The organism is Alicyclobacillus dauci, from assembly GCF_026651605.1.
Classification (GTDB): Bacteria; Bacillota; Bacilli; order Alicyclobacillales; family Alicyclobacillaceae; genus Alicyclobacillus; species Alicyclobacillus dauci.
Genome location: NZ_CP104064.1, coordinates 3915791 through 3942444 on the forward strand (window position 1 = coordinate 3915791; position 26654 = coordinate 3942444).

19 protein-coding genes and 2 pseudogenes are annotated in these 26654 nt (G+C 49.0%); 5 read left to right on the plus strand and 16 right to left on the minus strand.

The features are described 5' to 3' along the window. Positions 1-243: 243 nt before the first annotated feature. From NZD86_RS19685 to NZD86_RS19705, 5 genes are all read right to left on the minus strand, one after another. A complete protein-coding gene (locus tag NZD86_RS19685) occupies positions 244-405 on the minus strand; it encodes a hypothetical protein (protein WP_268043758.1) in 162 nt (53 codons plus the stop codon). 143 nt (positions 406-548) lie between these two features. Next, positions 549-1208, minus strand: a complete 660-nt coding sequence (pcp, locus tag NZD86_RS19690; RefSeq protein WP_268043759.1) for a pyroglutamyl-peptidase I — start codon at positions 1206-1208, stop codon at positions 549-551. A gap of 70 nt (positions 1209-1278) precedes the next feature. Then, on the minus strand, positions 1279-2232 hold the full coding sequence (locus NZD86_RS19695; RefSeq protein WP_268043760.1) for a DUF979 domain-containing protein: 954 nt from the start codon (positions 2230-2232) through the stop codon (positions 1279-1281). Then, positions 2216-2935 (minus strand): DUF969 domain-containing protein, encoded by a 720-nt coding sequence (locus NZD86_RS19700; RefSeq protein ID WP_268043761.1) that lies wholly within the window; start codon positions 2933-2935, stop codon positions 2216-2218. Before NZD86_RS19700 ends, NZD86_RS19695 begins: the two co-directional genes overlap by 17 nt. A gap of 159 nt (positions 2936-3094) precedes the next feature. Continuing rightward, a complete protein-coding gene (locus NZD86_RS19705) occupies positions 3095-6565 on the minus strand; it encodes a M14 family metallopeptidase (RefSeq protein WP_268043762.1) in 3471 nt (1156 codons plus the stop codon). Between the two features lie 166 nt (positions 6566-6731). Here NZD86_RS19705 and NZD86_RS19710 point away from each other — a divergent pair, with 166 nt between their 5' ends. After that, on the plus strand, positions 6732-7556 hold the full coding sequence (locus tag NZD86_RS19710; RefSeq protein WP_268043763.1) for an SDR family oxidoreductase: 825 nt from the start codon (positions 6732-6734) through the stop codon (positions 7554-7556). Positions 7557-8149: 593 nt separating this feature from the next. Here NZD86_RS19710 and NZD86_RS19715 read toward each other — a convergent pair. Continuing rightward, positions 8150-8980 (minus strand): sensor histidine kinase, encoded by an 831-nt coding sequence (locus tag NZD86_RS19715; protein WP_268043764.1) that lies wholly within the window; start codon positions 8978-8980, stop codon positions 8150-8152. A gap of 111 nt (positions 8981-9091) precedes the next feature. Here NZD86_RS19715 and NZD86_RS19720 point away from each other — a divergent pair, with 111 nt between their 5' ends. Next, complete coding sequence (locus NZD86_RS19720) at positions 9092-9745, plus strand: response regulator (RefSeq protein ID WP_268043765.1); 654 nt, start codon at positions 9092-9094, stop codon at positions 9743-9745. A gap of 2 nt (positions 9746-9747) precedes the next feature. Here NZD86_RS19720 and NZD86_RS19725 read toward each other — a convergent pair whose 3' ends face one another. Beyond that, positions 9748-10125: an HAD-IC family P-type ATPase gene (locus NZD86_RS19725; protein ID WP_326492682.1), complete on the minus strand. Its 378-nt coding sequence runs from the start codon at positions 10123-10125 to the stop codon at positions 9748-9750. 13 nt (positions 10126-10138) lie between these two features. Then, positions 10139-11935: pseudogene (locus tag NZD86_RS19730) on the minus strand (heavy metal translocating P-type ATPase); the annotation flags it as partial. A 900-nt stretch (positions 11936-12835) separates the two neighbouring features. On the opposite strand from NZD86_RS19730, the gene NZD86_RS19735 reads away from it, so the two are divergent. Both NZD86_RS19735 and NZD86_RS19740 read left to right on the plus strand, forming a co-directional pair. After that, positions 12836-14425, plus strand: a complete 1590-nt coding sequence (locus tag NZD86_RS19735) for a copper resistance CopC/CopD family protein (protein ID WP_268043767.1) — start codon at positions 12836-12838, stop codon at positions 14423-14425. A 37-nt stretch (positions 14426-14462) separates the two neighbouring features. Next, positions 14463-15092, plus strand: a complete 630-nt coding sequence (locus tag NZD86_RS19740; protein WP_268043768.1) for a YcnI family protein — start codon at positions 14463-14465, stop codon at positions 15090-15092. 203 nt (positions 15093-15295) lie between these two features. Here NZD86_RS19740 and NZD86_RS19745 read toward each other — a convergent pair whose 3' ends face one another. From NZD86_RS19745 to NZD86_RS19775, 8 genes and pseudogenes are all read right to left on the minus strand, one after another. Next, positions 15296-15994, minus strand: coding sequence for a response regulator (locus NZD86_RS19745; protein WP_268043769.1), 699 nt, complete (start codon positions 15992-15994; stop codon positions 15296-15298). An 11-nt stretch (positions 15995-16005) separates the two neighbouring features. Then, entirely contained in the window at positions 16006-17967 is a 1962-nt protein-coding gene (locus NZD86_RS19750; RefSeq protein WP_268043770.1) for an ATP-binding protein, read from the minus strand. A 195-nt stretch (positions 17968-18162) separates the two neighbouring features. Continuing rightward, positions 18163-20451 (minus strand): universal stress protein, encoded by a 2289-nt coding sequence (locus NZD86_RS19755; RefSeq protein WP_268043771.1) that lies wholly within the window; start codon positions 20449-20451, stop codon positions 18163-18165. Between the two features lie 74 nt (positions 20452-20525). Beyond that, positions 20526-21077, minus strand: coding sequence for a potassium-transporting ATPase subunit KdpC (gene kdpC, locus NZD86_RS19760; RefSeq protein WP_268043772.1), 552 nt, complete (start codon positions 21075-21077; stop codon positions 20526-20528). Positions 21078-21090: 13 nt separating this feature from the next. Continuing rightward, positions 21091-23139, minus strand: a pseudogene (gene kdpB, locus NZD86_RS19765) (potassium-transporting ATPase subunit KdpB). 38 nt (positions 23140-23177) lie between these two features. Continuing rightward, complete coding sequence (gene kdpA / locus NZD86_RS19770) at positions 23178-24884, minus strand: potassium-transporting ATPase subunit KdpA (RefSeq protein WP_326492604.1); 1707 nt, start codon at positions 24882-24884, stop codon at positions 23178-23180. Between the two features lie 33 nt (positions 24885-24917). Further along, positions 24918-24995 carry a K(+)-transporting ATPase subunit F gene (gene kdpF / locus NZD86_RS24830; protein ID WP_407655268.1) on the minus strand — a complete coding sequence of 26 codons (78 nt, stop codon included), beginning with the start codon at positions 24993-24995 and terminating at the stop codon, positions 24918-24920. 654 nt (positions 24996-25649) lie between these two features. Beyond that, positions 25650-25772 (minus strand): hypothetical protein, encoded by a 123-nt coding sequence (locus NZD86_RS19775; protein ID WP_268043773.1) that lies wholly within the window; start codon positions 25770-25772, stop codon positions 25650-25652. A 579-nt stretch (positions 25773-26351) separates the two neighbouring features. Between NZD86_RS19775 and NZD86_RS19780 the strand changes: the two genes are divergently transcribed. Continuing rightward, positions 26352-26645 carry a transposase gene (locus NZD86_RS19780; protein WP_268043774.1) on the plus strand — a complete coding sequence of 98 codons (294 nt, stop codon included), beginning with the start codon at positions 26352-26354 and terminating at the stop codon, positions 26643-26645. Positions 26646-26654 lie beyond the last annotated feature (9 nt).

The window sequence follows — 26654 nt, forward strand, 5'->3', positions numbered from 1 at the left end:
TGTTGCTATAGCTGGTCCTTTGGTATATATAGCCGTTTACTTTAAAAGCAGGAGCAGAACGTAGCGCAGTTGCTCATTACGGACGTTATCTGATTGTTGCTACCCTTAGAATCACGGCCTTATCGAACAGAACGCAATCAAGACTCCAGCGTAAAAAGAATGTCCGCCCCATAATGAAACCAGGTGGGGCGGACTTGTCATATCCATCTCAGGCGGGATGTAAATCTGAGGGAATTTCCTAGCTTACCGTCGCTCTTGATTCGTCTGTTCATCTTGCCGATAAAGGAATCTGTCCCAAAATAACAAGCCAAATCCGGTACCCCCAAGCATAATCACGGAGATAATCATCCACATGATCGTCTCATTCTCGAGGTTCATTAACCAGGAAATCGTTGCTTCATCCATACCTACTCCCCCTTAGATGTACGACGTTCTTAGTGTGCGTCGGCACATAAGGGAAAATCCGAACAAAAAAATGGGGGCAAGACAGAAGGTAATCGCACTAAGTTTCGGGATTCCACTACATGACCTGAACCGACGTGATCGTATTAACTCTCTTTCCCCGCCGCCATGCGGATATCCGTCTGCTGGCGAGCTGCAACCTGCACGGAAATCTCCAAGCCGTGGACAATCTGATCCAAACTCATGCAAGGGGCTTCCCGGTTGACCACTTGTTCTGGCAGAAATGGAATATGAATGAACCCGCCACGAACCTCTGGATACTTTGTCTCGAGAAGATGCATCAATCCGTAAAAAATGTGGTTACACACATAGGTTCCTGCTGAATTAGAAACTGACGCTGGGATGCCAGCTTCCTGTATTGCTTTAACCATCGCTTTAATGGGAAGTTGAGTCCAGTACGCTACTGGACCACCGTCAACCACCGGCGAGTCCACCGGTTGGTTTCCTGCGTTGTCTGGAATTCGAGCGTCATCCGCATTAATGGCTACCCGTTCCGGAGTAATATGGTAACGGCCCCCGGCCTGTCCAACGCATATGACGACATCCGGTTTCTCGGACTCGATTGCCTTCTCTAACGCGTGGATGGATTTACCAAATACCGTTGGAATCGCGGCCGCTACAATGCGTATCGATCCGTCCGCATCCTCGAAGACCCTGCCCTCAAGCTTTTTCACTGCCTCTAATGCAGGATTGACCGTTTCACCACCGAACGGTTCGAACCCCGTGACGAGTACTCGCGTTTCCATCTTCAACACACCTTTCAACTCAATCAAGCCCGCCCGATGTTAAGGGAATTGAATTGGCCCTACAAGCGTCTTAGCGGGCGACGACATACATAATGACAATATTCACAGCCAGAAGAATTAGCGCTGTTGGAAGCTGAGCGCGAATGACATGGTACTTATCCTTCAAATCCAGTAGTGCTGCAGGGACGATGTTGAAATTGGCGGCCATCGGTGTCATCAACGTGCCGCAGTACCCTGCAAACATCCCAATCGCCGCGACCCGGTCTGCATTCACGCCGAAGTGCTGAATGATGAGTGGGATGGCGATACCGGCTGTCATCACCGGAAACGCTGCGAATGCGTTGCCCATAATGACGGTGAATAATGCCATGCCCACGCAGTAGGCGAATATCGCCCAGAACAGCGAGTTCGCGGGAATAATGTGATCCACTGCCTTTGAGACCTCTGTACCGACGCCGGCACTGGCGAAAATGGTACCAAGCATTGCCAACATTTGTGGCAGTACCGCAGCCCAACCGATCGATTCAAGCAGTCGTCTCGATTCTTTCACAGAAGTCAACGGCGAGCTCTTGGTCATGAAAAGCCCGACAATCACCGCTATGACGGTTCCGACTGCTAAGGAAACCATGGTGACATTTGACTGATCGAATATAAATCTCCCGGCAATTTTATGCGCGTGAACCCCTTCCACGCCAGCCACGGTTAGCAACGGAATAAGAAGGGCAGGCATAAACAACCAGCCGCCGAGTCGTATGCGATTTTGCTCACGTTGTTCCCGTGTCGCCTCGCCGTATTCACCTTTGCGAACCCACCCCATGCCAGCTAATATGACAATTACAATGACAATCAAGCCAATATAAAATGGCGGGATGACTTTTGCACAGATGAGCGTCACTGCATACAAGAGATAAAACAGTCCTGACGTGATCCGGCGGGGGTTTTTCCGATCAAAGAATGTGTAGATACTGCCACACAGCGTAATGATTCCCAGAAAGATGTAAACTGCCTCAGTTGAGATGATCAACGTTAGACGCCTCCCCTACCGTGTTCGCGGACGAGGTGGACTGCTCCATTCGCCGCTTAATTCGCCTGTCAAGAAGCACAAGTCGGATACTGTGAATAATGAATACCGCGGCGGCGGTTGGAATGGCCCACAGGCCCATTTCAATCGGTGTCGATTTAATGTGGTTCTGATCAAAGAATCCCTTCATAAACAGGACGGCCCCAACGGCAATAAAAATATCTTCGCCGAAGAACACGCCGATGGTATCTGAGGCGGCTGCGTGCGCGCGGATCTCCTGTTTTGTGTCTTCCGGCACTTCACCATACTTGGCTTCAACCGCGCCTTCCGCCATTGGAGCGATGAGTGGTCGAACGGTCTGGGCTGCACCGCCGATGGACGTGATCCCGAGTGCTGCCGTCACTTCACGAAGCAGCATGTACAAAATGAGAATACGACCAACCGTCGCTGCGCGAATTTTGGAAATCAAACGCTCGGCCTGTTCACGCAGGCCATGACGCTCTAACAGTCCAATGATAGGGAGGGTAGCGATGAAAATCGCCATATAGCGATTCGTTTCAAATGCGGTACCGAATTGTGTGATGATATTGTACAAGGATTGGTGCGCCACAAGTCCCGTCACAAGTGCGGCCACCGTGACAACGAGCAATGGATTTAGACGAATGATAAAACCAACAATGACGATTGCAACGCCGATTAAAACCACTCTTGAATCACTCTCCTCTATTTGGCATCCAGTCAAATACACAAAGACCCTTGTTGCACTTACTGACTGTTTTTGGTGTTATATTCTGAACGTCCGTATTTTAATAGTTATATCAGAAATTGTAGAATGATAAAATTAAAAATTGATTTGCAAATCCTGTTAAATAACCGGCCTCAGTCTGCCTATTCGAATTCGAACCTTCCCACTCGCTAATCTTTCCGGGGAAATTATGATTTTCTGCTTCGTTTGACTAATCCACTCCAAGGTTGCACGATTCACGACCAAGTGCGCCTCCGCACACGCCTGCAATTGGACATCTTGTACGGTCTCATCGTTCACCTCTGTAATCACGTCGGCAGTCACCCAATCGGGAAAGCGCTCAATTAAGTTTCGCGAAGCGGGGTTGGGTTGGCTCCCCCATGTATGAGCAATACTCCCATTTGACAGCTCGATTGGGAAGTAATCCGCGTCAAACTTGTTCCCCCAGCGGGAATAAGTCCGCAACCACATCGCGTTATCGCGCGCAACGTCTGGGTTCCTATCCAGCCGGTCCGTCACATGCCTTCGGAGCGATTCATATGCCTCCGTGTATGCAGCGCGATTTTGAGTTGGTTGTCGCCAAATGGTGTACATTCGCGCGCTCGGAATCCAATAGGAAACCGGAAATCGCGGTGGACTACTGTAGCCGCTGAACGGCTGAATCCACTCGTGGGAGGGAATGCCGTGATCGTCAATGGCTATATCCGGTTTCCAACGTTCCCAAATCTTCGAATAGACGCGACTCTCGCCGAATACGGTATCGGATTGGAAACGATACTCCTGGAACTCAAGACCACACGCATTATATCTCGCGGCATGTAACTTCCACTTCGGATGCTCCGCTGCCATCCGCGCGTGCAAGTTTGCTCCGTCCGCGTTCTCAAGCGGTACAATCACGAGATTCACGGCCTCTAGTAATTTATCTTCGGTCACCATCTCATCAATGAGCCTTAAGGCGGCGTTGGTGCTTGAAACCTCGTTTGCGTGGTGTCTAGCGGTGATAAAGAGTGTCGGCTTGTACAACGAGTGCTTCACAGGTGATGAAATGCGACCTGGGTATCCCCGGCCAAACAGCTCGACAAACCAGATCCATTCCCCTTGAAACGAGTAGTCGAGGCGCATGGCGCGCCCTGGAATTCGTGCTTGGTGTTGATTCATCCACATAGTGACATCTCGATTGACAAGCATCTCATTATCAATCGATTTCTCGCCATACCGCAAATAAGACATACCTTCGATGACGTGATCACATCCGAAAGCCGCACCCATACTCAACCATTTGCCGCACACCTCTGACAACGTTTCACCGGCCATTCCCCGAAATGCAAAGCGGCATCCCGACGCATTCCACTTTAGACGAGTCACGCGGCCACACTGAAAAGTTGCTGAGTTCATAGGGTGAATGACATGCGTCCCTTTTTCGGAGACCATCGTTAATTCATCGGTCTTCGGAAACGGGTACAGGGAAACAGTCGCACGAGGAGAAACGCCGGATTCAGTATGCATAAACGGCAAAATGCCTCCTGGTGCATTCCACGTTAGGTCCCCGACAGAGCATCCGTATTCGTAGAACGCATGTAGCGTATAAAAGTAAATATCTTCATGCAGCGCTTCAAGGACTGAGTTAACCTCTTCCTGATACGGGATCTTCTCATCCTCGGCGTCCATCGTGACATGACATTCCAGTTGCATGAATTTCGGGGTGTCCACGTGTAAGTCCGAACGTTGTTCAATCTGCGACAGGATGGTTTGATACCAACGCCAAAATCGAAATGGATTCGTCCGAAAGACCCGACTCGCGACTGGTTTGTTCCCATCTCGTTCATAGATTCGACATCCGGCGGCTGGTACGAGCACCTGCCCAAGCTCTGGTTTCTCCGGCATGTACGTGGCACCTTCGGTCCAGCCTTCCCAAGTCCAAGTCCCCAATTGCTCGCCTTCCGCGTCGAGCGCCCGAACCTGAAACATCGGTGCAGATTCCGATTCAAGTAAGCGTAACTCAACCTGTTCTAGCAAAATTCCCAACTCTGCCGACAACAGTTCATCCACCGGGTAGAGCTCCTGCAAAAATCGGTACGGTCGGTCAATGTATTGTGTTTCCGGCCGGAACGCCCTCGCTGCCACATCAACACGGTGAATACCTTCAATCCCCTTCAGGTGCGGAAGTACCTCGTTCATGAACCAATGCAATCCCGACTTATTTGCGTTCCGATAGACGAAACGCGCCTGCACCCTATATGCGGCCTCCAGTTTCTTTTGCATCACTGCGGCCCACGTCGTAAACGAAATCTGACTAATCGTGGTCGTTACTTCAATATCCGACGCCATGGGCGCATCCGCCTGTCCTTCGCGCGTTGCGAAGAAGTCTACAATGAAATCTTCCATGTCTGCGATCTCGCCGGCATCATCCCAATCAACAGTCCACGCTGGTTCAGCGTGATCGATAGAAACAGTTTCTGCCCCCACCCCATTCCACAGCTCCATGGGTCGTGCCAGATGTGCTGGAATGCGAATTTCCTTGATTTGCTCCTGATCCATTGCATGACACGCCATCATGGCCAATTGGGCCCGAGAAGCGATGTCTCGACTCGGACTCCCAAGCATGGCGAAACGATGCCGCCAAGTATCCCGTTCTAGGACATCCGTAGGTTCAAACCATTCCCTGATGATCTCACGCACAAGCGGGACGAGTTCACCCGTACTCGCCGTTATTTGGAGATGTGGAGTGGTTTTGTCGTCGGTTAGCTCCACCAAACGTTCGTCAGATTCATCCCCATGCCGATGGGTAGACACGACGAGTGTCGTTGTTCCCGGCTGTTCCCCCGCGCAACAAGTCACCGGGAAAGTCATGTTACCCGCGGACAACGCCATCCGAGCCATTAGTTCGACAGCGGCAATCGTCTCTTCGCTTCCCACTCCGCCTTCCTCGATCTCGTAGGTATCGTCCACCAGAAACGTCACATCCAGCGTGGGGTGTAACTCGCCAGCCTGAACGTGATAAATCCCGTCAGTTGTAAAGATGTTATGTAGAGATAATCCGCTCGCAAGGTCCGCTTGTTCTCCAGGCTGCTGATTCACGAGTGGGGCTCGTTCCGGAGAAATGAAGATGACCGGATGATCAAAGTCGATTTCCTTACCGAAACCATCCGTCACCAGATATCGTGCTGCCAGTAACGTCATCTCTGGCTTGGTTCCTGTAACAACCATGATGGTTTTCCCCATGTCTCGGTATACGTAGACAATCCCCCGGTCACTCGAACATTCGCTTCTCACCTGCAAGATGGGCATAGCCTTATCGGACAGGACCTCTGTCAACCAATTCTCATCAAAGCCGATCACGATGTGGACCCCTTGTTCATCTCGCGACCCAGACTCAGATACATCAAGTCTATCGAATACAAAGAGTGAGTCGAAAATCGGTTCCTCGAGCTCGAGGAGATGGAACCCTACCCTTGCCGACATCTCGATGACGGCCGCCGCTTCCCACATCGTACGCCGCGACGGAATCGTCATTCTCCTTTTCACCCTAGTGGGAATGACTCGGTTTTCCCCATGCGCAAAGATTCCTTTCGTGCTCCATAATTCGCCCATTTGATGTTGTCTCCTCTTGCCATATTCCACAGGCCGGAACAAGCGTTCCGAATTTTTAATATACCAATGCTATTCGTTTTGTTGAGGGAATACAAGATATTGAGGATTGATGATGTAACATTACAAATGGGTTTTGAACATGGAGCAAAGACGAGGAGGCCGTAAAATGATTTTGGTGACTGGTGCCACAGGAAACGTGGGACGTGAGTTAGTAAAGCAATTGCATCAAGCCGGACAACATGTACGTGTCTTGACTCGGAATCCAGAGAAAGCGTCTTTTCCTACCGACGTTGAGATCGCTGTCGGTGATCTAGCCTCCCCCGTGACATTAAAAGATGCATTGAACGGGGTGCAACAAGTCTTCTTTGTGCGAGTTCCCGGAAGTGATGCCTTTCCACGGATTGCGAAGGAGTCTGGCGTTGACCAGATTGTATTTCTCTCCTCAGGGGCGATTGACTCACCAACTGAAAATGCCATTGGTCGGAATCATCTGCATACTGAGGAGCTAATCCGACAGTCAGGTATGAAGTGGACATTTCTTCGCCCGGGGGCTTTCATGTCGAACTCTTTGCACTGGGCGCAATCGATACGAACAGAAAATGTTGTCAGGGCTCCTTTTGGTGATGTAGGCACGGCCCCAATCGACCAACGAGATATTGCATCCGTCGCCGCCAACGTACTCGTGTCTTCGGGACACGATGGAAAAGTTTATTCTCTTACCGGACCAGAGATATTGACCCCCGTTCAGCAGGTTGAAATTCTAGGCTCCGTGCTTGGTAGAGACATTCGCTTTGAAAATGTCCCCGAGTCAGTTGCTGCAGAGAGCATGAAACGATTTGCTCCGCCGGAAATCGTTGATGCAATCTTTGCCTTGATCAGAGACAACAGAAATCATGTGGATTCGGTGACGACCACGGTAGAGGATGTAACCGACCGACGAGCACACACATTCCGTCAATGGGCAACAGATTACTCGGACCTATTCCGCTAAACTACTCCGTAAGCTGCAATATGATATAGGGCGTGGAAACCTGGCTGCCGACCAGCTCGCCGGGTTTTTGACGATCATTTTGTACGCCTTCAGTTTGTCCTGGTATTCTTTCGACGCATACTGACTTCCACGGTCTGAGTGGTGCAAATACACCACTCATCCGGATTCTCCCCGCTGGTACGATTGTTTTAATGCATCAATGATAAGCTCTTTTGTCATCCGTGAGGTCAGCTTTCCAACTAACAATTTTCCGTGTAGGCAGATTCATGATGCTGGCAACATACAGCCACCCCTCGTTTCGTCCCACCGTACGTAATGTCCTACATCCCACCTGATTTTAACGCTCCGCATTGAAAACAGAGTCATTGTGTTTCAAGTTGGTTGTCGTCCTATATTTGCGTTCTGTACGGCTCTTTAACCCGCACTCCCGCACAATTCGAGCCACAGTTTTCTGCGATTTCATTGTCAACGACTTCACCTCCATATTCCTGTACTCAACATCTAGCCGTGCCGCTGGCAGGCCCCGACGGGACAGAAGATCCGATCCCAAACGATATACAACCGCCTTACAGGAAATATCCCACGAGGGGATTTTACAGTCGTCTTATGGCTACCATGGTCCCCTTGTTGCTTGACTCAACCATTAGTTCTGCATCAATATCTCTCGCTCGATTGGATATAATATCCAGTCCATATCTTCTTCCTCCTACAGACTGTATGTCAAACCCAATTCCATTGTCGTAGATTTGAAAATTCCATTTATCTGAAGTTCCCGTTTCAAATCTTACGTGAACCTGTGTAGCATTAGCGTGCTTGATTATATTGGTGACCGCTTCCTGCAGTATACCGAACAATTGAACCTGCTCCGACGGACTCAAGACAACGGGTTGCTCAGGAAAAGATACTTCCCAAGTAATCCTGCTAGTAGAAAGAGTCTTGTCGAGGTATGACCGAATTCGCTCTTCAAGATTGCCACCGTCAATCGTTTTATGTTTCAAGTTGAAAATAGCCTGACGAACGTTTTCGTCAATCTCTCTCAAGGACAGAAGTACATCACCGAGTTGTACTTGAAGTTCCTTATCGTCGTACTGAACTGCCTTTGTTTGGGCCGCATTGACCTGTACACCGGAGTAGAAGATCGATTGGGCAATTTGGTCATGTAATGCTCTGGAGAGTCGTTCCCGTTCCTCCAAAATAGCCCGGGACTCCTTTTCTTTGCTCAACTCTTTCTCTGTTCGGGCGAATTGCTGAAACAATGTCCGTGAAACCACTGCAATCACCGCAGCGTCGATAATCGCAGTAACCCAATTACCAAGTTCCATTGGTAACACATTCTCCAGTAAGGTGTGGCGAATTGTCTCGAAGCCACCAATCACGAGTGCTGGAACTAGAAACAGCGCCCATTTTATATATTTAGGAGTCATATCGGCCCTCCGTCTTCCTGTTGTTTTGGCTGCATAAACTCTTGGTTTATCATAAGAATAGCTTAACGTGGAAGAAAATAAATGAGGTAGCCATTTTCCGGTGGTGAAAAGATGAGAACTTATGAAATCCTAGTAGCAGATGATAACGAACGATCACGCTCAGCGGTTCGCATTCTTTTGGATTCTGAGCCTCAATTTAATGTTGTCGCCGAGGCGAAAAATGGACATGAAGCTATCAATATGGCCAAGGAATATATGCCTGATTTAGTCCTTATGGATATCAACATGCCGGGCATGAGCGGTTTTGAAGCCACTCGAATCATTAAACAAGAACTGCCCTACGTGCGGGTTGTTATACTCAGCGTTTCGGACGATGCGGCCGATCTCTTTGAGGCAATTCGAAATGGTGCGCAGGGATATCTCGTCAAGAGTTTGCAACCCTCTGATTGGATCACCTACTTGCACGGAATTCTTAACGGTGAAATGCCGGTCTCTCGCAGAATGGCTCAAAGGATACTAGCCGAGTTCAAGACTACACCTTCATCGAGAGAACTTGATGTACAACTCGCACAGAAATTGACCCATCGAGAGAAAGAAATTCTTGAACTTGTTAGCACTGGTGCCACCAATCGTGAAATTGCTAACCAGTTGTTCATAGCGGAAAATACAGTGAAAAATCATCTGAAGAACATAATGGCAAAATTACACATTCAGAATCGAGTGCAGTTGGCCACCTACGTGAGGAACCGTCAGACTGATCAATGAAATTAACGGTCGATATTCGTTTGCTTCAGTCGCAATGCATTTAGGACGACAGTGACCGAACTAAAGGCCATTGCTGTCCCCGCAATCGAGGGGCTCAACCAGCCGAGCGCTGCAAAGGGAATCGTAATCCCGTTGTAAACGAGCGCCCAGAAGAGGTTTTGGCGAATGTTTCTCATAGTCGCTCGAGATAACCGAATGGCTTGTAGTACCCCCTCCAAGTCGGCACCAATGAGTGCCACGTCTGCAGCTTCCAAGGCAATGTCGGTTCCCGTCCCAACAGCAATACCGACATCCGCTGTGGCTAAAGCTGGAGCATCGTTGATACCATCTCCCACCATCGCCACCGAGCAACCCCTTTTTTTGGAAATATCGAATGACATGCACCTTGTCTTCCGGTGTCAACTCAGCTAATACATCGTGAATTCCGACCTGATCGGCTATGAACTGTGCGGTTTTTAAGTTATCCCCCGTGACCATGACGATGTGCATACCAAGCGCCTTGAGATTGGCGATGGCGTGATACGACGATGATTTGACGCTGTCTGATACGGCGACTAGTCCTGCAATGTGCCCATTTACAGAAATGATTACAGTGGTTTTCCCAGCCTTCTCAAGGTCCTCTTTTATCAACAACGGAAGCCCGGCTGTATTCACATCATGTTCCTTCATCAATTGGATGTTACCAATCAACACCTCATTTTCCTTGACGGTGGCCCGAACTCCACGACCGGTTAGGGACAGGAAGTCAGATGGTTCCGATAGTCGGGTGTACTCATTGGCATATTCCACTATAACCGACGCCAACGGGTGACCAGAGGGGAGTTCTGCGCTTCCAGCGAGATAAAGCAGCTCTCCCTTTGATTTTATCATTGGGTGGTTAGCAAGAAGAATGTCTGTAACGGTCGACTTCCCAGCCGTGATTGTTCCGGTCTTGTCGATAACTAGGACCTTGGTCCTTTGAAGTTGTTCCAACTGCTCTCCGCCCTTAAAGAACACACCATGTTGTGCTGCACGTCCTGTTCCAACCATGAGTGCGGCGGGAGTCGCAAGGCCAAGTGGACAGGGGCAAGCCGTAAGCAGTATTGCAGTTGTGTTCAGCAAGGCGCTTGACACAGGGACTCCCAGTACGAAATACCAAAAGACAAAAGTGGCAAGTGAGAGGACGATTACAATGGGAACGAAGACACTACAAATTGTGTCTGCCAAACGCTGTACGGGTGCCTTTGTCCCCTGTGCCTCCTCTACTAGTCGAACAATTTGCCCAAGTGCAGTATCCGAACCAATTCTTGTGGCAGCAATATGTAGAACCCCATACTGATTTAGTGTACCCGCATAAACAGAGTCCCCATGTTTCTTACTAATGGAGAGGATTTCCCCAGTTAGCATCGACTCGTCTACGCTAGACTCTCCACTCACAACGTGGCCGTCAACAGGAATTTTTTCTCCGGGTCTAACAACTAACAAGTCGCCTGCGACCACTTGCTGAATTGAAATCTCTGTTTCGGTTCCCCGACGTAGAAGATGAACATTTTTCACCTGCAATTGGGCAAGCTTGTTGAGTGCATCTTTTGTACGTGACTTTGCATTTGTTTCAAGTATTTTCCCAAGTCGAACCAAAGTAATAATCACTGCGCTAGTCTCGAAATATGCATTTTCACTGCCTGTTAGGATCATCCATACACTATAAAAATATGCAGTGGATGTTCCCAAAACTACCAACACGTCCATGTTTGCACTTCGCCCACGAAGTGACTTATAGGCGCCTACATAAAAACTCCAACCTGCAATAAACTGAATCTGAGTTGCCAGCCCTAACTGAACAATCTGGTTCAAAAATACATGTGGTACAACGCTTAATCCGAACATGTTCAACATCGATAGGAAAAATGGCAGAGATAGTATAGCTGAAAACAAAAACATTTCGAGAGAGTCCCAGTTCTCCCCCTCTGGCAAAGCACGAGAGTTCTGATAAGCTCTCGCACCATACCCCAATTTCTCAACACGAGCGATAATGTCGTTTATGTCGATATGTTCAGGTTCAAACACGACTAAAGCACGTTCCATTGCTAAATTTACATTTGCATCTACGACACCATTCTGTTTCTTTACCACCTTCTCGATCCTGGATGCGCAAGCCGCACAGTGCATTCCTGTAATCAACAAACTAGCCTTCTGATTACTCATTTCCATACCTCCGCACCGGGCTATATAGGGGGCCTTTTAGTTGTCCACTAAGGCTATTCTATTGTGCGCATACCACTACATATTCCAGGATTACACAGGATTACATTCGTAGGTGAATGTCATAGCCGAGGCAAAAATAGCCCTTTCGGGCCAACATAACGTGCATTGGAGCACGTACACATGAGAGTACGGCACCTATCGTTTCAATTAACTGGGTGATGTAATAAAAGGGAGGCGAGAATTATGACCGTGCTTCTTTCGACGATAACGCTTGTCGTAATTATCATTCTGACTACAAGAATCAGCGTGTTAGGATTTTTACTTATTGTCTTCGTCGGATCCGTTTTATTACTTTCCCACATCTTGAATGTGCAAATCGGAGATGCACATCCTATAGCACTTACCACGAAGATGATGCTGCGTATCATATGGCTACTTGTTGGTGTGTCCTTTATCTTAGTTATCACTCTTTTAGCGCCTGCGATTGTGTCCCATCGGATGAGTTATAAGTCACAGATGACATCAATGTCTTCTAGTCAATAAAGTTGCTACTTTCCTTCGGTGGTAGTGATTCTGACGGTTTGACTCCTGCCTTGTACTTATCTAGTCCGTTGTCTTTCTCCGTGGCTATTCAACAAGCCAAATCGCTCCGTACCTAACACCCCTAGTATCGGGAATGATAACCTAAGAGTTCTGAATACTTTACCACGTTCACGTGCAGTTGCTGGAGTCTTGTCACAATAATAGCCCTTTGGGGCTAGATCAACGCATGTGCTCTAGGTTTACGATTTACCTGTCCTCCTTCTATGGCTAGGTAGCGATAATACTGAAACTGGAGCGGGTGATTACATAACAAAACTGATTCAAAAAATAAAAATCGTCGTATTAGCCCTTTTCGGATTGTTTATGGCTATGGTTTCACTGCCTATGGTGGCAAGCGCCCATGCATATGTCGTGCAATCAAGTCCAACTGTCAGCCAGTCACTCAGCAATGCCCCGTCCATAATCGAAGTCCGTTTTGACGAGAATGTACAACTCGTTCCAGACGGATTGACGGTTACAGACGAGGACAATCACCGAGTTGACTTGCAAGACGCTAAACTTGACCCACAGGACCATAACGAAATTAAGTGTCGGGTTCCATCAAATTTGCCCAAAGGTATATATACCATTCACTGGCAGGTGATTTCGGCAGATGGGCATATGGTCCAAGGAACCATTCCTTTTGGTATCAAAGTCGACGTTAATTCGCTCCATCTAGGGGCAACCGAGACTGGATATACACCCGGTCCATCCATGTTATTGGATAGATGTTCGGAGTATCTAGGACTCGCTTTGATAATAGGCGTAGTCGTGTTTTTTCGCTTTCTATGGCCTATTTCGACTGCGGCGGGGTTACGAGGAATTCAAAGGTGGGTAATCGGACTAGGCTGGGCGCTCATGACTGTTGGGGTGGCATTCAGTCTGCCGATACAGGCGGCAATTACCTGGAGTGTACATGGGTTTACATCATTCTCTCCGAGGTATCTCTTGAGAACCTTAAATTTTACACTCTTTGGCTACCTCTGGGTTATACAAATGTTGTTGCTCCTTATCGTACCGCCGGTTATAGCCGTTCTCATGAGTCCTCGAATTCGCAATCGTTGGTGGTGGATAGTCTCTCCAGGCTTCCTGATTCCCATCACAATAGGATTAACAGGCCATGCCGTAGCGGAGAGTAATCCAACCCTACCTGTGTTTGCGGTGATCATCCACATCTACGCTGCTTCTATCTGGGTGGGTGGGATCATTGCATCGCTAGTGCTAATCAATATGTCGTTACGAAAACCTGAGTTGTTTGGCCATAGCGAGGTTCTTCACTCGATTAGACGATTCTCAATTGTTGCCGTTTCAAGTGTGATCTTGTTGGGACTAACTGGTTTTTATGCGGCGTTTTTGCACATTCCAACCTGGTACGCCTTATTCCGGACCGAGTATGGTCAAACTTTATTGGTGAAATTGCTATTATTCGGCGCAATGCTACTACTGGCAGCCATTCACTGGGCTAAAAGAACCAAGGTGACGGTTTCTCTACGGACCTTTGTGGCCGCAGAGTTTGTCGTTAGTCTAGCTGTATTTGTTGCGACAGCCCTTTTAACAAATCTACCGACAGGCCAGAATAACCCTGGACCGGTTCACAAAACTCGGTTGATTTCGGACGAAAAAATAACGCTTTCGATCACGCCAAGCCATGTAGGGGAGAACCAGTTCACGGTTTCTGTAACAGACAACAAGGGCAAACCGCTTGGAACCATCCAACAAGTTACTCTCGAATTCAGTTCTGCATCTGTTCCCCAAGGTGCTGAGAACTTAAGGCTTACACGGGAGAGACTTGGAGTCTATTCGGGAAAAGGATTAAACCTCTCCGGTGGAGGTCGCTGGAACGTCACAGTGGACATTTTAACTAATTCATTTACGGATCTGAACGTTACCTTCCCGATTTCCGTCGGCCAATAGAGCTTATAGAAGAATGGAGTGCTTTATGATGAATCGAATGATACGCAGTCTTATTGGCGTCGGTAGTGGACTTGCCACTCTATCCGTCACAGCTACCGCATTTGCACACGTTATCGTAAACCCAGCTCAATCTACTGTTGGTGCTTGGCAAGAATACACTATGCGTGTTCCGTGTGAAAAAACGGATCCTACCATGAAGGTTGTTCTTAAAATACCGAATGGTGTTCAGTTTCAGCAGTACGAACCTGTTGCCGGTTGGACCGTTCAAGCACAAAAAACAGGCCAGGATGAGGTCGTTACTTGGCGAACCATTGGATCTGGTATTCAACCCGGACAATTTATGGAATTCCCGTTTATAGCAACTAATCCAAAACAACCAGCATCGCTTGATTGGAACGCCTACCAGTATTACAAAGACGGAACCATTGTGGAATGGACAGGTGCACCTGGATCTGCAACACCGCACTCCATCACACAAGTTCTAACTAGTAATACCCAACCGACACCAACAAGTTCGTCTGGTAATGCAGCCGAAAATACTTCAACGGCTTCGTTCTCGCTCGGTTGGACGACGGCCGACACTTGGGTACTTACGGTTTCCATTGTGGCAATTTTGCTATCTGGTGTGTCCATTGCCTTTTCATTAAGAGGTAATAAAAAACAGTAAATACAGACGAACCAACGCAGGTTATTTTAATCCCCCGTATATTCGGGGGATTTTTATGTATGAATATGGCGAACCGTAAATGTTGGCAGATTTAATAGTAAAATGCCACAGATGGCTACTACAAATGCCATGCGTATTCATCCGTCGTCTACTTGTAATCTGTCCCCACTGTTTTGCTTTACCAACATCCAGTGTTAAAACAATCATACTGAGAAGTCAGCAAATCGATAACCAATTCCTGGCTCCGTGAGAATATATTTAGGGTGCGTAACATCCTCTTCCAGCTTCTTTCGGAGATGCCCCACGTACACACGGAGGTACTGACTATCTAACTGCTCGTCCAGACTACCCCAAACGTGCTGCAGCAATTGTTGGTGTGTCATCACACGTCCTGCATGCGTTGCCAGGACCTTTAAAAGGTCATATTCGGTTGGCGTTAACTTCACTGCTTCGCCTGAACGCTTAACGATGCGTTTCGCTAAATCAATGGTCAGCTCCCCGAACACCAGGACAGGCTCAGTTGATGCGCCTGCAACGTGACGTAAAGCCACACGAATTCTTGCCAATAATTCTCCCATTCCAAAGGGTTTCGTCATATAGTCGTCTGCTCCCGCGTCGAGTAACGTTACCTTATCGGCCTCCTGTTCCTTCGCCGTCAGTACAATGACCGGAGTATTCGACCACTCTCGGATCCGCTTAAGAACCTCAATCCCTGGCAAGTCCGGAAGTCCGAGGTCCAAAACGATCAAATCGGGACGAGACATTGCAGCTTGCATCAGCCCATCGTCAGCTGTCGGTGATTCAATGACTTCAAATCCATGTGCCTGTAATGTCACGCGCAGTAGTTTTCTGATCTGTTGCTCATCATCGATCACGAGAATTTTTGCCCCATTGCCAGACATAGCATCCTCCCCTAAAACTGACTGCCCGAATCAATAGGAACGGTCACCGTAAACACCGTGCCGCGAGGTGAATTCGGTGCTGCGGTGATGGTCCCTCCATGTGCTTCGACAATACCCTTGCAAATTGCGAGACCCAGTCCTGTACCGGGAACTTTCAGTCCGGACTGAACCCGATAAAACTTATCAAATACCTTTTCGTGTTCCCCAACAGGTATTCCAACTCCCTCATCTGCGACCCGAACCACGAGCTGTTCTCGGTCGAACGTGACTGATAGAGTGATCTCACTGCCAACAGGAGAGTACTTGATGGCGTTACTCAACAGATTAACAAGGACTTGTTCCATCAGTACATCATCAAGGGGAGCCGGGGGTATGTTATCGGAAAATGTCACGACAATTCGGTGCCCGGGTGTTTCTCGGAACTGATTTAAAGCAACACCTACAATGTCCTGAATATCACACCAGTTCTTGTTCAGTCGCAACATTCCACTCTCCAGGCGAACCATACCAAGCAGATTCGTGATGAGCCGATTCATACGCATCGCTCCATCCCGAATGTTGTACAGAAGCTCCTGCCGATCCTCTGTGGACAGCACTTCGCCCGTCTCAATCAGACCGGTGACAGAACCAATAATGGCGGCAAGCGGAGTCCGTAATTCGTGTGAGATGGAGTCCAACAATGCGGTTCGGAGCCGCTCCGACTCTGCAGTAAGGTGCGCAACTTTCGCCTCTTCTTCCAACTTGATACGAGACAAAGCCATGGCTGATAGTCCTGCCAGTGCCTCAAGCAGACGAAGTTTATCGGGCGTGAGCCCCCGAGCTATCCGGATCCCTAATACACCGTGAATCTTGGTATCTGTTTTCAAGGGGAGATACAGGTCAGGCGACTGACGAAGGTTACGAGTCCCATGGCCAGCGATTTCCCCATGTGTGTATACCCACCGGGCGACACCGTAATCGCCTTGTATTTCACTGTCCTGCATTTCTTCCCGCGAGCTTACCGCTAGATGTAAATCACGCAGATTGTCCCCAAGAAAGATGACCACCTCGTGACCTATCGTTGTGGAAATTTGCTTCACGATACTCTGAAGGACATTTCCTAACCCTGATACAGCCGTCATTTGGCGGCTCAATGCGTACAATGCAGCGGTATTTGCCTCACGTTGTTTCGCAAAATAAAGTTGCGTTCGTAGTCGTGACGCCAGACTGGCCGTGAGCGTAGCGACACCAAGAAAGACTGCAAAGGAAACAAGGTACTGCAAATCCGCAACAGTGAAACTGTGCGTAGGCGGTACAAAAAAGAAATCAAAGGCAACGACGCCTATAGCAGAAGCAAAAAAAGCCGGCCCGAGCCCCCAACGCACTGCACTCACAAGGACTGGAAGCAGATATATTAGTGCAATGTTCACCAAGTCTCGGGACACGTTGAACTGATGCAACAATACGGTTAGAAGACAGACAAAGACAGTAACCAGGACGTATGCATGCCACCTGTGTCGAACTCCTGGCATGTCGTGGACAATACTCTCCGTGACATCCATCCGTCCTGGAATCACGTGTATCACCATACCATCACTCTGGTTCAACAGCTGTTGAATGATGGAGTGACGCAGCAAATTTGTCAGTCGCGATTCTTCGGGCTTCCCAATGATAATGTGTCTCACATGTTTGGACCGCGCAAATTCGATGATTGTCTCGCCGATGCGCTCTCCAGTAACAGACACCACCTCGCCACCAAGCTGCTGCGCCAGTTGCATGTGAAAGGATAGGCGATTGACGTCTTCTTCGGTAGTTGGCACTGTTTTTGCATTGTCGACAAACAGGGCGAACCATTCGGTTTTCAGTCTGTCGGCCATTTGTTGCCCCATACGGATCATGTTCTCCGTAAACGGACTTGTACCAATACACACAAGGACAGGTCCAGTATCAAGGTTAGCCTCTATTTCCAGCTCACTGCGTTCACGCTCACTCATTTAGGTACACGCTACCTCCGGTTCCAGTCAAGTTAGACCAAATCCTGTGCTGGTGTTGCTCACAGACATTATTGTATACGCCCCACACCGGGAAAGAAGTAAAGATAGGCGTTGTATGGAACCACACGAACCTGTGCCAACGTATACACTTCTTCGTTAGGTCCCATTGCTGCACCTCATGTTCGTCTGAATGGCTCACGTCTCCCGCGTGTTGGAGACAACGTGTAAGTCGGCGAATTCTGCATGTTGCAATACGTAACCAACAGGATTAGCTTTCCACCGACGTAGCCACCCCTTTCCCGAAAGCGGTTGACCGATAACAATCTGTGTGACATGCAAATCATTGGCCGTGTCGACAATGACCTGACCGACTTCTTGTTCCAAGGCTTGTTTCTGCAAAAATACAGCATTGAATTGGTTGCTCAGGCTCTGAATTCGGGCTAAATCTCGTTGCTCATCCGTGGTCATCGGTTTACTTCCAACCACTACGAGTACGAACAATTGGGCATTATGGCGGTCTGCAATGCGCCATCCCCGCCGAATCAGCTTCTCTGAATGTGGACGATAGTTCACACATACCAAAATGCTGTCTCTGGCCCGGTTTTTCTTTCCTCTGCTCTGCTGTCGGTCGAGCCGCTGCTCCACGTCATCTGCAACCTCAAGTAAAGCCATCTCGCGCAGTGCTGCCAGGTTTGGCAGCCGAAAAAAGTGGTTCAACGCCCGGTCTATCTTGTCTTGAGAATAAATTTTCCCATCTACGAGTCTCTGTTGTAGTGTTTCCGGCGTCACGTCAATGAGTTTAACTTCCCGCGCCAAATCCATGAACCAGTCGGGAATGCGTTCCCGAACCCTCACACCCGTAATGTGCTCGACTTTATCCCGCAAACTCTCAAGATGCTGTATATTTACAGCCGTAACAACATCGATACCACATTCGAGTAGGTACTCGATGTCCTGGTAACGCTTCTCCCTTTGGGACCCCGGGACATTGGTATGCGCCAACTCATCAATCAACACAACCTCGGGGCGACGCCGGACAATCCGGTCAACGTCCAGCTCTTCGTATGTTCTTCCTTCCAAAAACAATCGTAGCTTTGGCAGTACTTCTAAATTGCCTACCTGTTGCGCTGTTTCGGAGCGTCCATGTGTCTCAATCAGGCCAATCACAACATCCACGCCCTTGTCGGCCCAGTCATTTGCATCCCGCAGCATCGTGTAGGTTTTTCCAACACCGGGCGCGGCGCCAACGTAAATCGTTAGGCGTCCCTTCCGCGACTCTTCACCAGATCGGACGGATGTCGACTGTGGCCTCTTTACCTCATTCGGATAACTACCGCCCCGCGGATCCTTCCACCCGACAATGCGAAGGTCGAGGTACTTCATGTTGTACAGCAGATACCGAACTGGATTGTCCTTCCACATTGTCCAGAGCAGGTTCCCTTGCGGTTGCCCCATTACGATTTGAGTGGCATTCACCCGTTGTGCCACTTCCATGATGACAGCCCCAATACTTCTGTCATTCCGTATTTCCAATACCTGCTGTGCATCATACTTGTGAGCGATCTCGACTAGTCTTGATACCTTTTCCCCAGCCTTCGGAGTCAGATCATCGCGAGGTGCGTTTAAAATCGTAAGGACAACCAGATCTGCATTCATTCTCTCGGCCATCACGTGCCCTTTGCGGACGAGCTTCTCAGAGCGTTCGAGATAGTTGGCACAGACCAGTATCGTTTCCTTCGCACCAAACGGACCGGTCACTTGGTTGCGATCCAGTGACTGTTGCAACCGTGCATCTACGCCGTCCGCCACTTCTCTCAAGGCCAACTCCCGGAGCGCTGAGAGGTTGCTTTTCCTGAAAAAGTGGTTCAGCGCCTGACCGACCTTGCCGATTGGATAAATGTCTCCATCCCGCAACCGCTGCCGTAACGTTTCCGGTGTCACGTCAATGACTTCGATTTCATCCGCCCGTCTGACAAACGATTTTGGAATCACTTCCCGGACGCGAATGCCCACGACCTCTTCGACTTCCTTGTGAACCCCTTCAATGTGTTGTACATTCACAGCGGTCATCACATGGATGCCTTGATTCAACAGGTATTCCACATCCATGTATCGCTTCGGATGCATAGACCCAGGCACGTTGCTGTGGGCTAGTTCGTCCACCACAACCACTTCCGGCGCCCGCGTGACAATGGCATCCAGGTCAATCTCTTCAAACACTCGACCTACGAACTCAATTTGCTTACGTGGGAGTACCTGTAATTCACCGATTTGGCGCACAGTTTCCGGTCGATGATGAGATTCAACATATCCGATCACGACGTCTATCCCCTGTTGCAGCATCGCATTGGCCTCACGCAGCATAGTGTAAGTTTTGCCTACGCCCGGGGCAGCCCCAATGAATAACCGCAACCTACCACACTTGCGCTTCGGTACATTGTCAGCGGGTGGCGTGTTGATGCCCGTTTGATGCACGTCATTCACCGAACATCTCTCCCCCGTTGTCAAACGTTCAAAAGGACAGCATCCTTTCAAATCGGATGCTATCCAACGACTATTTAGCCCTTAAAACTCTGCATAGCCATGTTAAGTTGCAAGACGTTCACATAGGGTTCTCCCCAAATTCCAAGGAAACGACCAACGGCATTCGTCTGAACCAGTGACTGTAATTTTGCTTCCGGCACTCCCGTCGCCTTAGAGATCCGTGGAACCTGTGCATACGCATTGGCGAGAGAAATGTCGGGATCCAGTCCGGAACCAGAGGACTCCACCATATCGGGCGGAACCTGACTCCCTCGGAGACCTGTGGCTTTCAGGTTGCTCTCCACTTCTTTAACAAGTGCCGGATTTGTCGGCCCCAAGTTGGATCCACCTGACCCATTAGCGGCATAATTGACTGCCGATGGCCGCGGGTGAAATAATCCCGGACTGGTCACGGATTGTGCAATCAGGGTGGAACCGACAACCCGCCCATGTTCACTGATCATTGACCCTTCAGCCTGACGGGGAAATAGTAAATGACCGACACCAGTAATCAACAATGGGTAACCGAGACCCAGAATGAGGGCCAGGACCAAACTCAACCGAATGGCACGAATCACGTTTATCATCTGAATCCCTCCTCTAAATGTTCGCAATACCCAACACGGTGAGCAGCAAATCTATGACCTTAATTCCAACGAACGGTGCGATAACGCCACCTAATCCGTAAATTGCCAGGTTCCGAAGCAGCATAGAAGTTGCCGTCATCGGCCGGTACTTGACCCCTTTCATGGCAAGCGGGATGAGCAGCGGGATAATCAACGCATTGAAAATCAAAGCAGACAGAATGGCACTCCGGGAACTGCTCAAATACATGATGTTCAATACATGCAACTGCGGGACGACTGCGGCAAACATCGCCGGGATGATCGCAAAGTATTTCGCGACATCGTTCGCAATGGAAAATGTCGTAATGGCCCCACGAGTAATCAAAAGCTGCTTGCCAATCGAAACGACTTCAATCAATTTGGTTGGATCCGAATCCAAATCCACCATATTTCCAGCTTCCTTGGCGGCTGTCGTCCCGGTATTCATGGCCAAACCGACATCTGCTTGTGCAAGGGCGGGCGCATCGTTGGTCCCGTCACCAGACATCGCAACCAGTTTGCCTTGTTCCTGCTCCTGTTGAATCAACCGCATTTTATCCTCAGGTTTGGCCTCAGCAATAAAGTCGTCAACGCCTGCCTCCAGTGCTATGGTCGCTGCGGTCAATGGATTGTCGCCCGTACACATGACTGTTTTAATGCCCATTCGCCGCAGCTCTTCGAACCGCTCACGCATGCCAGGCTTGACGATGTCCTTGAGGTAAATCAAACCGAGCAACTCATCCCCCGGGCTACAGCTAGAGGTGTGCCTCCTTCCTTGGCAATGGACTCGGTCTTTGTGTCCAGATCAGCAGGAACAACGCCCCCTGTTCGACCACGTACTTTTTCATCGAGTCCACCGCGCCCTTGCGCACCAGAGTGCCATCCGGAAAATCCAACCCGCTCATCCGAGTATCCGCAGAGAACTCCACATTCTTGGAATCGGCGTACGATTCTCGTTTCACTTGGACACCCAGTTCCCTTCCCAGATCAACTACCGAGCGCCCTTCCGGTGTTTCATCAAACAGCGACGACAGCACGGCTACTTCTATGAGTTCACGTTCTTCGTGTCTGCCGACCGAAACAAAACTACTTGCCAAACGGTTTCCGATAGTGATCGTGCCGGTCTTGTCGAGAATCAGCGTATTGACGTCGCCCGCCGCTTCGACTGCTTTCCCAGATTTCGCAATCACATTGAACCGAATTACGCGGTCCATGCCGGCGATGCCGATGGCTGACAGAAGGCCACCGATCGTCGTTGGAATCAGGCAGACTAGCAGTGCAATCAACGTGGCAGTATCAATGGATCCATGGACAAACCGCGCCAAGGGTTGAAGTGTTACCACGACAATCAGAAACGCAAGTGTCAGTCCCGCGAGCAGCACGGACAAGGCCAACTCGTTCGGCGTCTTCTGACGTGACGCGCCCTCGACCAACCCAATCATCTTATCGAGGAACGACTCCCCGGATTCACAGTGACCTGAATCAAAAGTTCATCGGACAGCAGCTTGGTACCACCTGTAACAGAACTGAAGTCACCGCCTGCCCCGCGAATGACAGGTGCGGATTCACCAGTGATGGCAGACTCGTCTACACTCCCCAGACCCGCTATGACTTCGCCGTCTGCGGCAATCAGTTCGCCTGCGCGGACTCTCACAATGTCATCTTTGCGAACGGTACTGGCGGGTATGTTCTCGTAGTTGCCGTCGCTTTTCTGCCGCCACGCCATGAGGTCCGTCTTCGTCTTTCGCAACGACTCCGCCTGCGCTTTGCCGCGGCCCTCAGCGATGGCTTCCGCAAAATTTCCGAAGAGCACGGTTACCAGCAAGATGACCGTCACGACGAGGTTGAACCAACGCTGATCCGCACCGTAGTGCCCGCCGAACAAGTTCGGAAAGAATGTCAGCAATGCAGTAATCACAAATCCAACTTCAACAACAAACATCACTGGATTTTTAACCATGACGCGCGGATCGAGTTTGACAAAGGATTCAACGAATGCCCGGCTCACCATACCACGCGAGAGCGTACCCGTTGTTTTTTCCATTCAAAACGTCTCCTTTATGCCCATCTCCCGGAAAATTCTTAATGGTTGACCTGTCCAGCCATCATTTGGAGGTGTTCGCCAATCGGGCCGATCGCGAGAGCCGGGAAAAACGTAAGTGCACCAACGATAATGACAACGGCGAGAAAAACCATGCCGAACGAAAAAGTGTCTGTCTTCAACGTCCCGGAACTCTCCGGAATCACCGGCTTGATCACAAGGGACCCGGCAAGAGCAAACATGGCTATAAGTGACAGGAATCGTCCCAGTAACATGACTAGACTAAGAGAAACATTGTAGAACGGCGTGTTGCCACTCAGTCCTGCAAAGGCTGATCCGTTGTTGGCGGCACCAGACGTGTACGCATAAAGGACTTCCGAAAGTCCATGAAGCCCCGGATTGGCAATGGATGAGACACCTGAATGCGTACTGACGGCTATCGCCGTTGCTACCAAAATCAGAAATGGGTGTATCAGTATGCCGAACGTTGCCAATTTAATTTCGCGCGCTTCTATCTTCTTACCGAAGATCTCCGGCGTCCGCCCGACCATCAATCCGGCGAGGAACACCGTGATAATAAGATACATGATGATATTGATAAGCCCTACGCCGTTCCCTCCGAATACGAGGTTGAACATCATGAACAGCAGCGGTACCAAGCCGCCCAAAGGTGTCAAACTATCATGCATGTTATTGACGGCACCAGTCGTGTAGGCGGTTGTCACTGCTGTGAATAAACTGCTTAGCGCCGGACCAAACCGAACTTCTTTCCCCTCCATATTCGGCCCTGATATCCCCAGCAAGTCGTGGAGAATGGGATTCCCTGCGGTCTCCGCTGCGTACACCGTGAACGCCCCAGCAAGCAGTAAGCCGGTCAAAACCGAGTATAGGATAACCGCCTGTTTACGGTTCTTAAGAAAACGTCCGAAGGAAAACACCAGTGCGGTAGGTATGACCGCCATTGCAAGAATTTCTAATAGGGTTGTCAAGGCTGACGGATCTTCAAAGGGATGTGCTGAATTCGCATTAAAGAACCCTCCGCCATTCGTACCCAATTGCTTGATGGCTTCCAGTGACGCGACTGGACCGCGCGAAATGGTTTGCACCGTACCAGTTAGTGTTTGGACAGTTTGTGCACCGTGAAGCGTTTGCGGCAGTCCGAGACCGACCAGAACAATGGCAAACACAATCGCACCCGGTAGCAGCAACCGGGTGTTTGCCTTTACAAGGTCGACCCAAAAGTTGCCGATTGTTGTGGACCTATTTGCCACAATTCCCCGAACAATAGCAATCGCGGCAGCGAAACCAGTCGCTGCGGACGTAAACTGCAAGTATTGGATCGCGATCATTTGGCTGAGGTACGACAAGGATTGCTCGCCAGCGTAATTCTGCCAATTGGTGTTCGTGATAAAACTCGCAGAGGTATTAAATGCTAGGTCCCAAGGCATGTTCTTGATGTGATCTGGGTTGAACGGCAACCAGGCTTGTAGCCGAAAGACAAGGTAGACAAATACCATCATGACCAGATTGACAAGCAACAGGCATTTGAGATACACCTTCCAATCCATCTCCACGGCTGGATTGATTCCGGCGAGTTTGTATATACCCCTCTCTGCTGGGCTGAATACCCGTTCGAGAATACTGCGTTTTCCGGTAAATACCCCATAGATGTATCCACTGAGTGGGATAGCTATGAGCAGGATGAGACCCACCACAGACAATATTTGAACGATACCGTTAACAGTCAAGATGCCTCACTCCTCGTTGGCTTACGTTACCTGCTAAAACTGTTCCGGATGAAAGACAACGTAAATCAAGTAAATCGCCAGGACGATCGCAATTAACAATAGGACCCACATAATGCTGCCTCCTTGTTAGGCCTTGTCAAAAACTCGAATGAGGTAGATGAACCCACCAAAACACAAGACGGTGACTGCCAGTGCTATGAAGTCCCCCATACTGCCCCTCCTTGTGAACTAATCCCATTTCCCATAAAAGCGCGCATGAAACCTGGATTGCTCCTGACTCGTAACATGGTAATTGGTCATCCGTAAAAACGGTGTGGGGAATTTGAGGCTTGGGTATAAAGAAAACATAAAGATGAGGGGGAGAATTATCTGCGAATTCTCACGAGGGTAAATTGATAGAAAAGTCTCGTATTGATAGATGATAATGGGCAATACCCAAGTACAAACACGATAAAGTTCTAGATTAGTTGTGAACGGTGAGTAGATCTAGAGTTCTTCCTGTTCTAATTCCTTGAGTACGTCCAACCGTTTTGCGACCAACACAGTGAACACTAACACAGCACTACCTGCGATTCCGTCTGGTAAGCGTAATTCCTTGCGTGTTCCAACTGATGGATAATACTAGTGTCTTGAGACTCTTTTCCTGTGGAAACCCGAATAAGGACAAAGATTCTACGAGCATCCTTTATAACATGACGAGCTCGCCACATTCCCTCTAATAGGAACTTCGGGTCCATAGGATCGAATTGGAATAGGAGCTCTTTGTCATTCATCACAGCCACCATCCTCTTCAATCGATAGCAGGAGAATCAAGATAGCCTCAATGGTCTTGCTACCGAGGTATTCCCGACAATGGATTGCAACTTCATGGTTCTTTCGTGTTGCCATATTGCATTCCCCCTTGTTGATTGAGTCCGATGCGGAAATACAGCATCGGCATGTAATGAAGGGGAACCAGGTTGGATTACTATGTGACGAGCTGGGTGTAACTCGCATATTCAAGGTATAGGATGGAGACTTTTTGAGTCAAAATTTACGATGAGGAATTTTAGCCGTACCACGATATAATTTTCCGGCTGGTCTTAAGGAAACGTTGTAAATCATATAATCAATGTTCATTTATACTTTAGGTGATATTACGGGGCATGAGGAACTGGCCGATATACTAAAAGCTATCAATGAACCTACTACGCTGAGCATTACTGCGTTATTGAAAGTCCGTGAGTGCTGTGTATCCGAACTCACCTTTATTTGGTATTTCTCAATCGGCAATACGGGATCATCTCAGTCGCTCGGGCATGGGTTTACTACTCTTTGGATTACAGCGGATTAGATGCTTTACCTTCCGATAAAATCGATGGATTCGGCCACAGGGCAAGACACCATTCATTAGACGTTCTCTTATTTCTTTCTGAAGTGGGTATCAAATTGGCAAAAAGTGACCACCCTGTAATTGGAGTGGTCACTTTGACAACAATCATCATTCTCGGGATAATTTTTATACCTGTCGTCATGAGCGGTACATACTTCATGTGGCATCGGTTGCGGCTAGTTTACGACGTGGTTGCCCTCATCTCGGCCATCGTATCCTTTAGCGCATCATCCACAACCATTTACTCTGTTATAAAGAATAACACAGTCTTTATGACAACCCTTCACGCTCTCTTCATAGACCCATTCTTTCTGATTCCATCTGCGTATCTCGGCGTTTACGTGATTTATATGTTATGTATCGCCGTCTTCGAACAATTCAAGCAGTGAAGAGGTAAA

What these genes read in the sequence shown, in the direction of transcription:
- NZD86_RS19685 (WP_268043758.1), bottom strand. Translation starts at nt 405, where the DNA reads ATGGATGAAGCAACGATTTCCTGGTTAATGAACCTCGAGAATGAGACG.
- pcp (WP_268043759.1), bottom strand. Translation starts at nt 1,208, where the DNA reads ATGGAAACGCGAGTACTCGTCACGGGGTTCGAACCGTTCGGTGGTGAA.
- NZD86_RS19705 (WP_268043762.1), bottom strand. Translation starts at nt 6,565, where the DNA reads ATGGGCGAATTATGGAGCACGAAAGGAATCTTTGCGCATGGGGAAAAC.
- NZD86_RS19710 (WP_268043763.1), top strand. Translation starts at nt 6,732, where the DNA reads ATGATTTTGGTGACTGGTGCCACAGGAAACGTGGGACGTGAGTTAGTA.
- NZD86_RS19715 (WP_268043764.1), bottom strand. Translation starts at nt 8,980, where the DNA reads ATGACTCCTAAATATATAAAATGGGCGCTGTTTCTAGTTCCAGCACTC.
- NZD86_RS19720 (WP_268043765.1), top strand. Translation starts at nt 9,092, where the DNA reads ATGAGAACTTATGAAATCCTAGTAGCAGATGATAACGAACGATCACGC.
- NZD86_RS19725 (WP_326492682.1), bottom strand. Translation starts at nt 10,125, where the DNA reads ATGTCATTCGATATTTCCAAAAAAAGGGGTTGCTCGGTGGCGATGGTG.
- NZD86_RS19735 (WP_268043767.1), top strand. Translation starts at nt 12,836, where the DNA reads ATGGCTATGGTTTCACTGCCTATGGTGGCAAGCGCCCATGCATATGTC.
- NZD86_RS19740 (WP_268043768.1), top strand. Translation starts at nt 14,463, where the DNA reads ATGATACGCAGTCTTATTGGCGTCGGTAGTGGACTTGCCACTCTATCC.
- NZD86_RS19745 (WP_268043769.1), bottom strand. Translation starts at nt 15,994, where the DNA reads ATGTCTGGCAATGGGGCAAAAATTCTCGTGATCGATGATGAGCAACAG.
- NZD86_RS19750 (WP_268043770.1), bottom strand. Translation starts at nt 17,967, where the DNA reads ATGAGTGAGCGTGAACGCAGTGAGCTGGAAATAGAGGCTAACCTTGAT.
- kdpC (WP_268043772.1), bottom strand. Translation starts at nt 21,077, where the DNA reads ATGATAAACGTGATTCGTGCCATTCGGTTGAGTTTGGTCCTGGCCCTC.
- kdpF (WP_407655268.1), bottom strand. Translation starts at nt 24,995, where the DNA reads ATGTGGGTCCTATTGTTAATTGCGATCGTCCTGGCGATTTACTTGATT.
- NZD86_RS19775 (WP_268043773.1), bottom strand. Translation starts at nt 25,772, where the DNA reads ATGGCAACACGAAAGAACCATGAAGTTGCAATCCATTGTCGGGAATAC.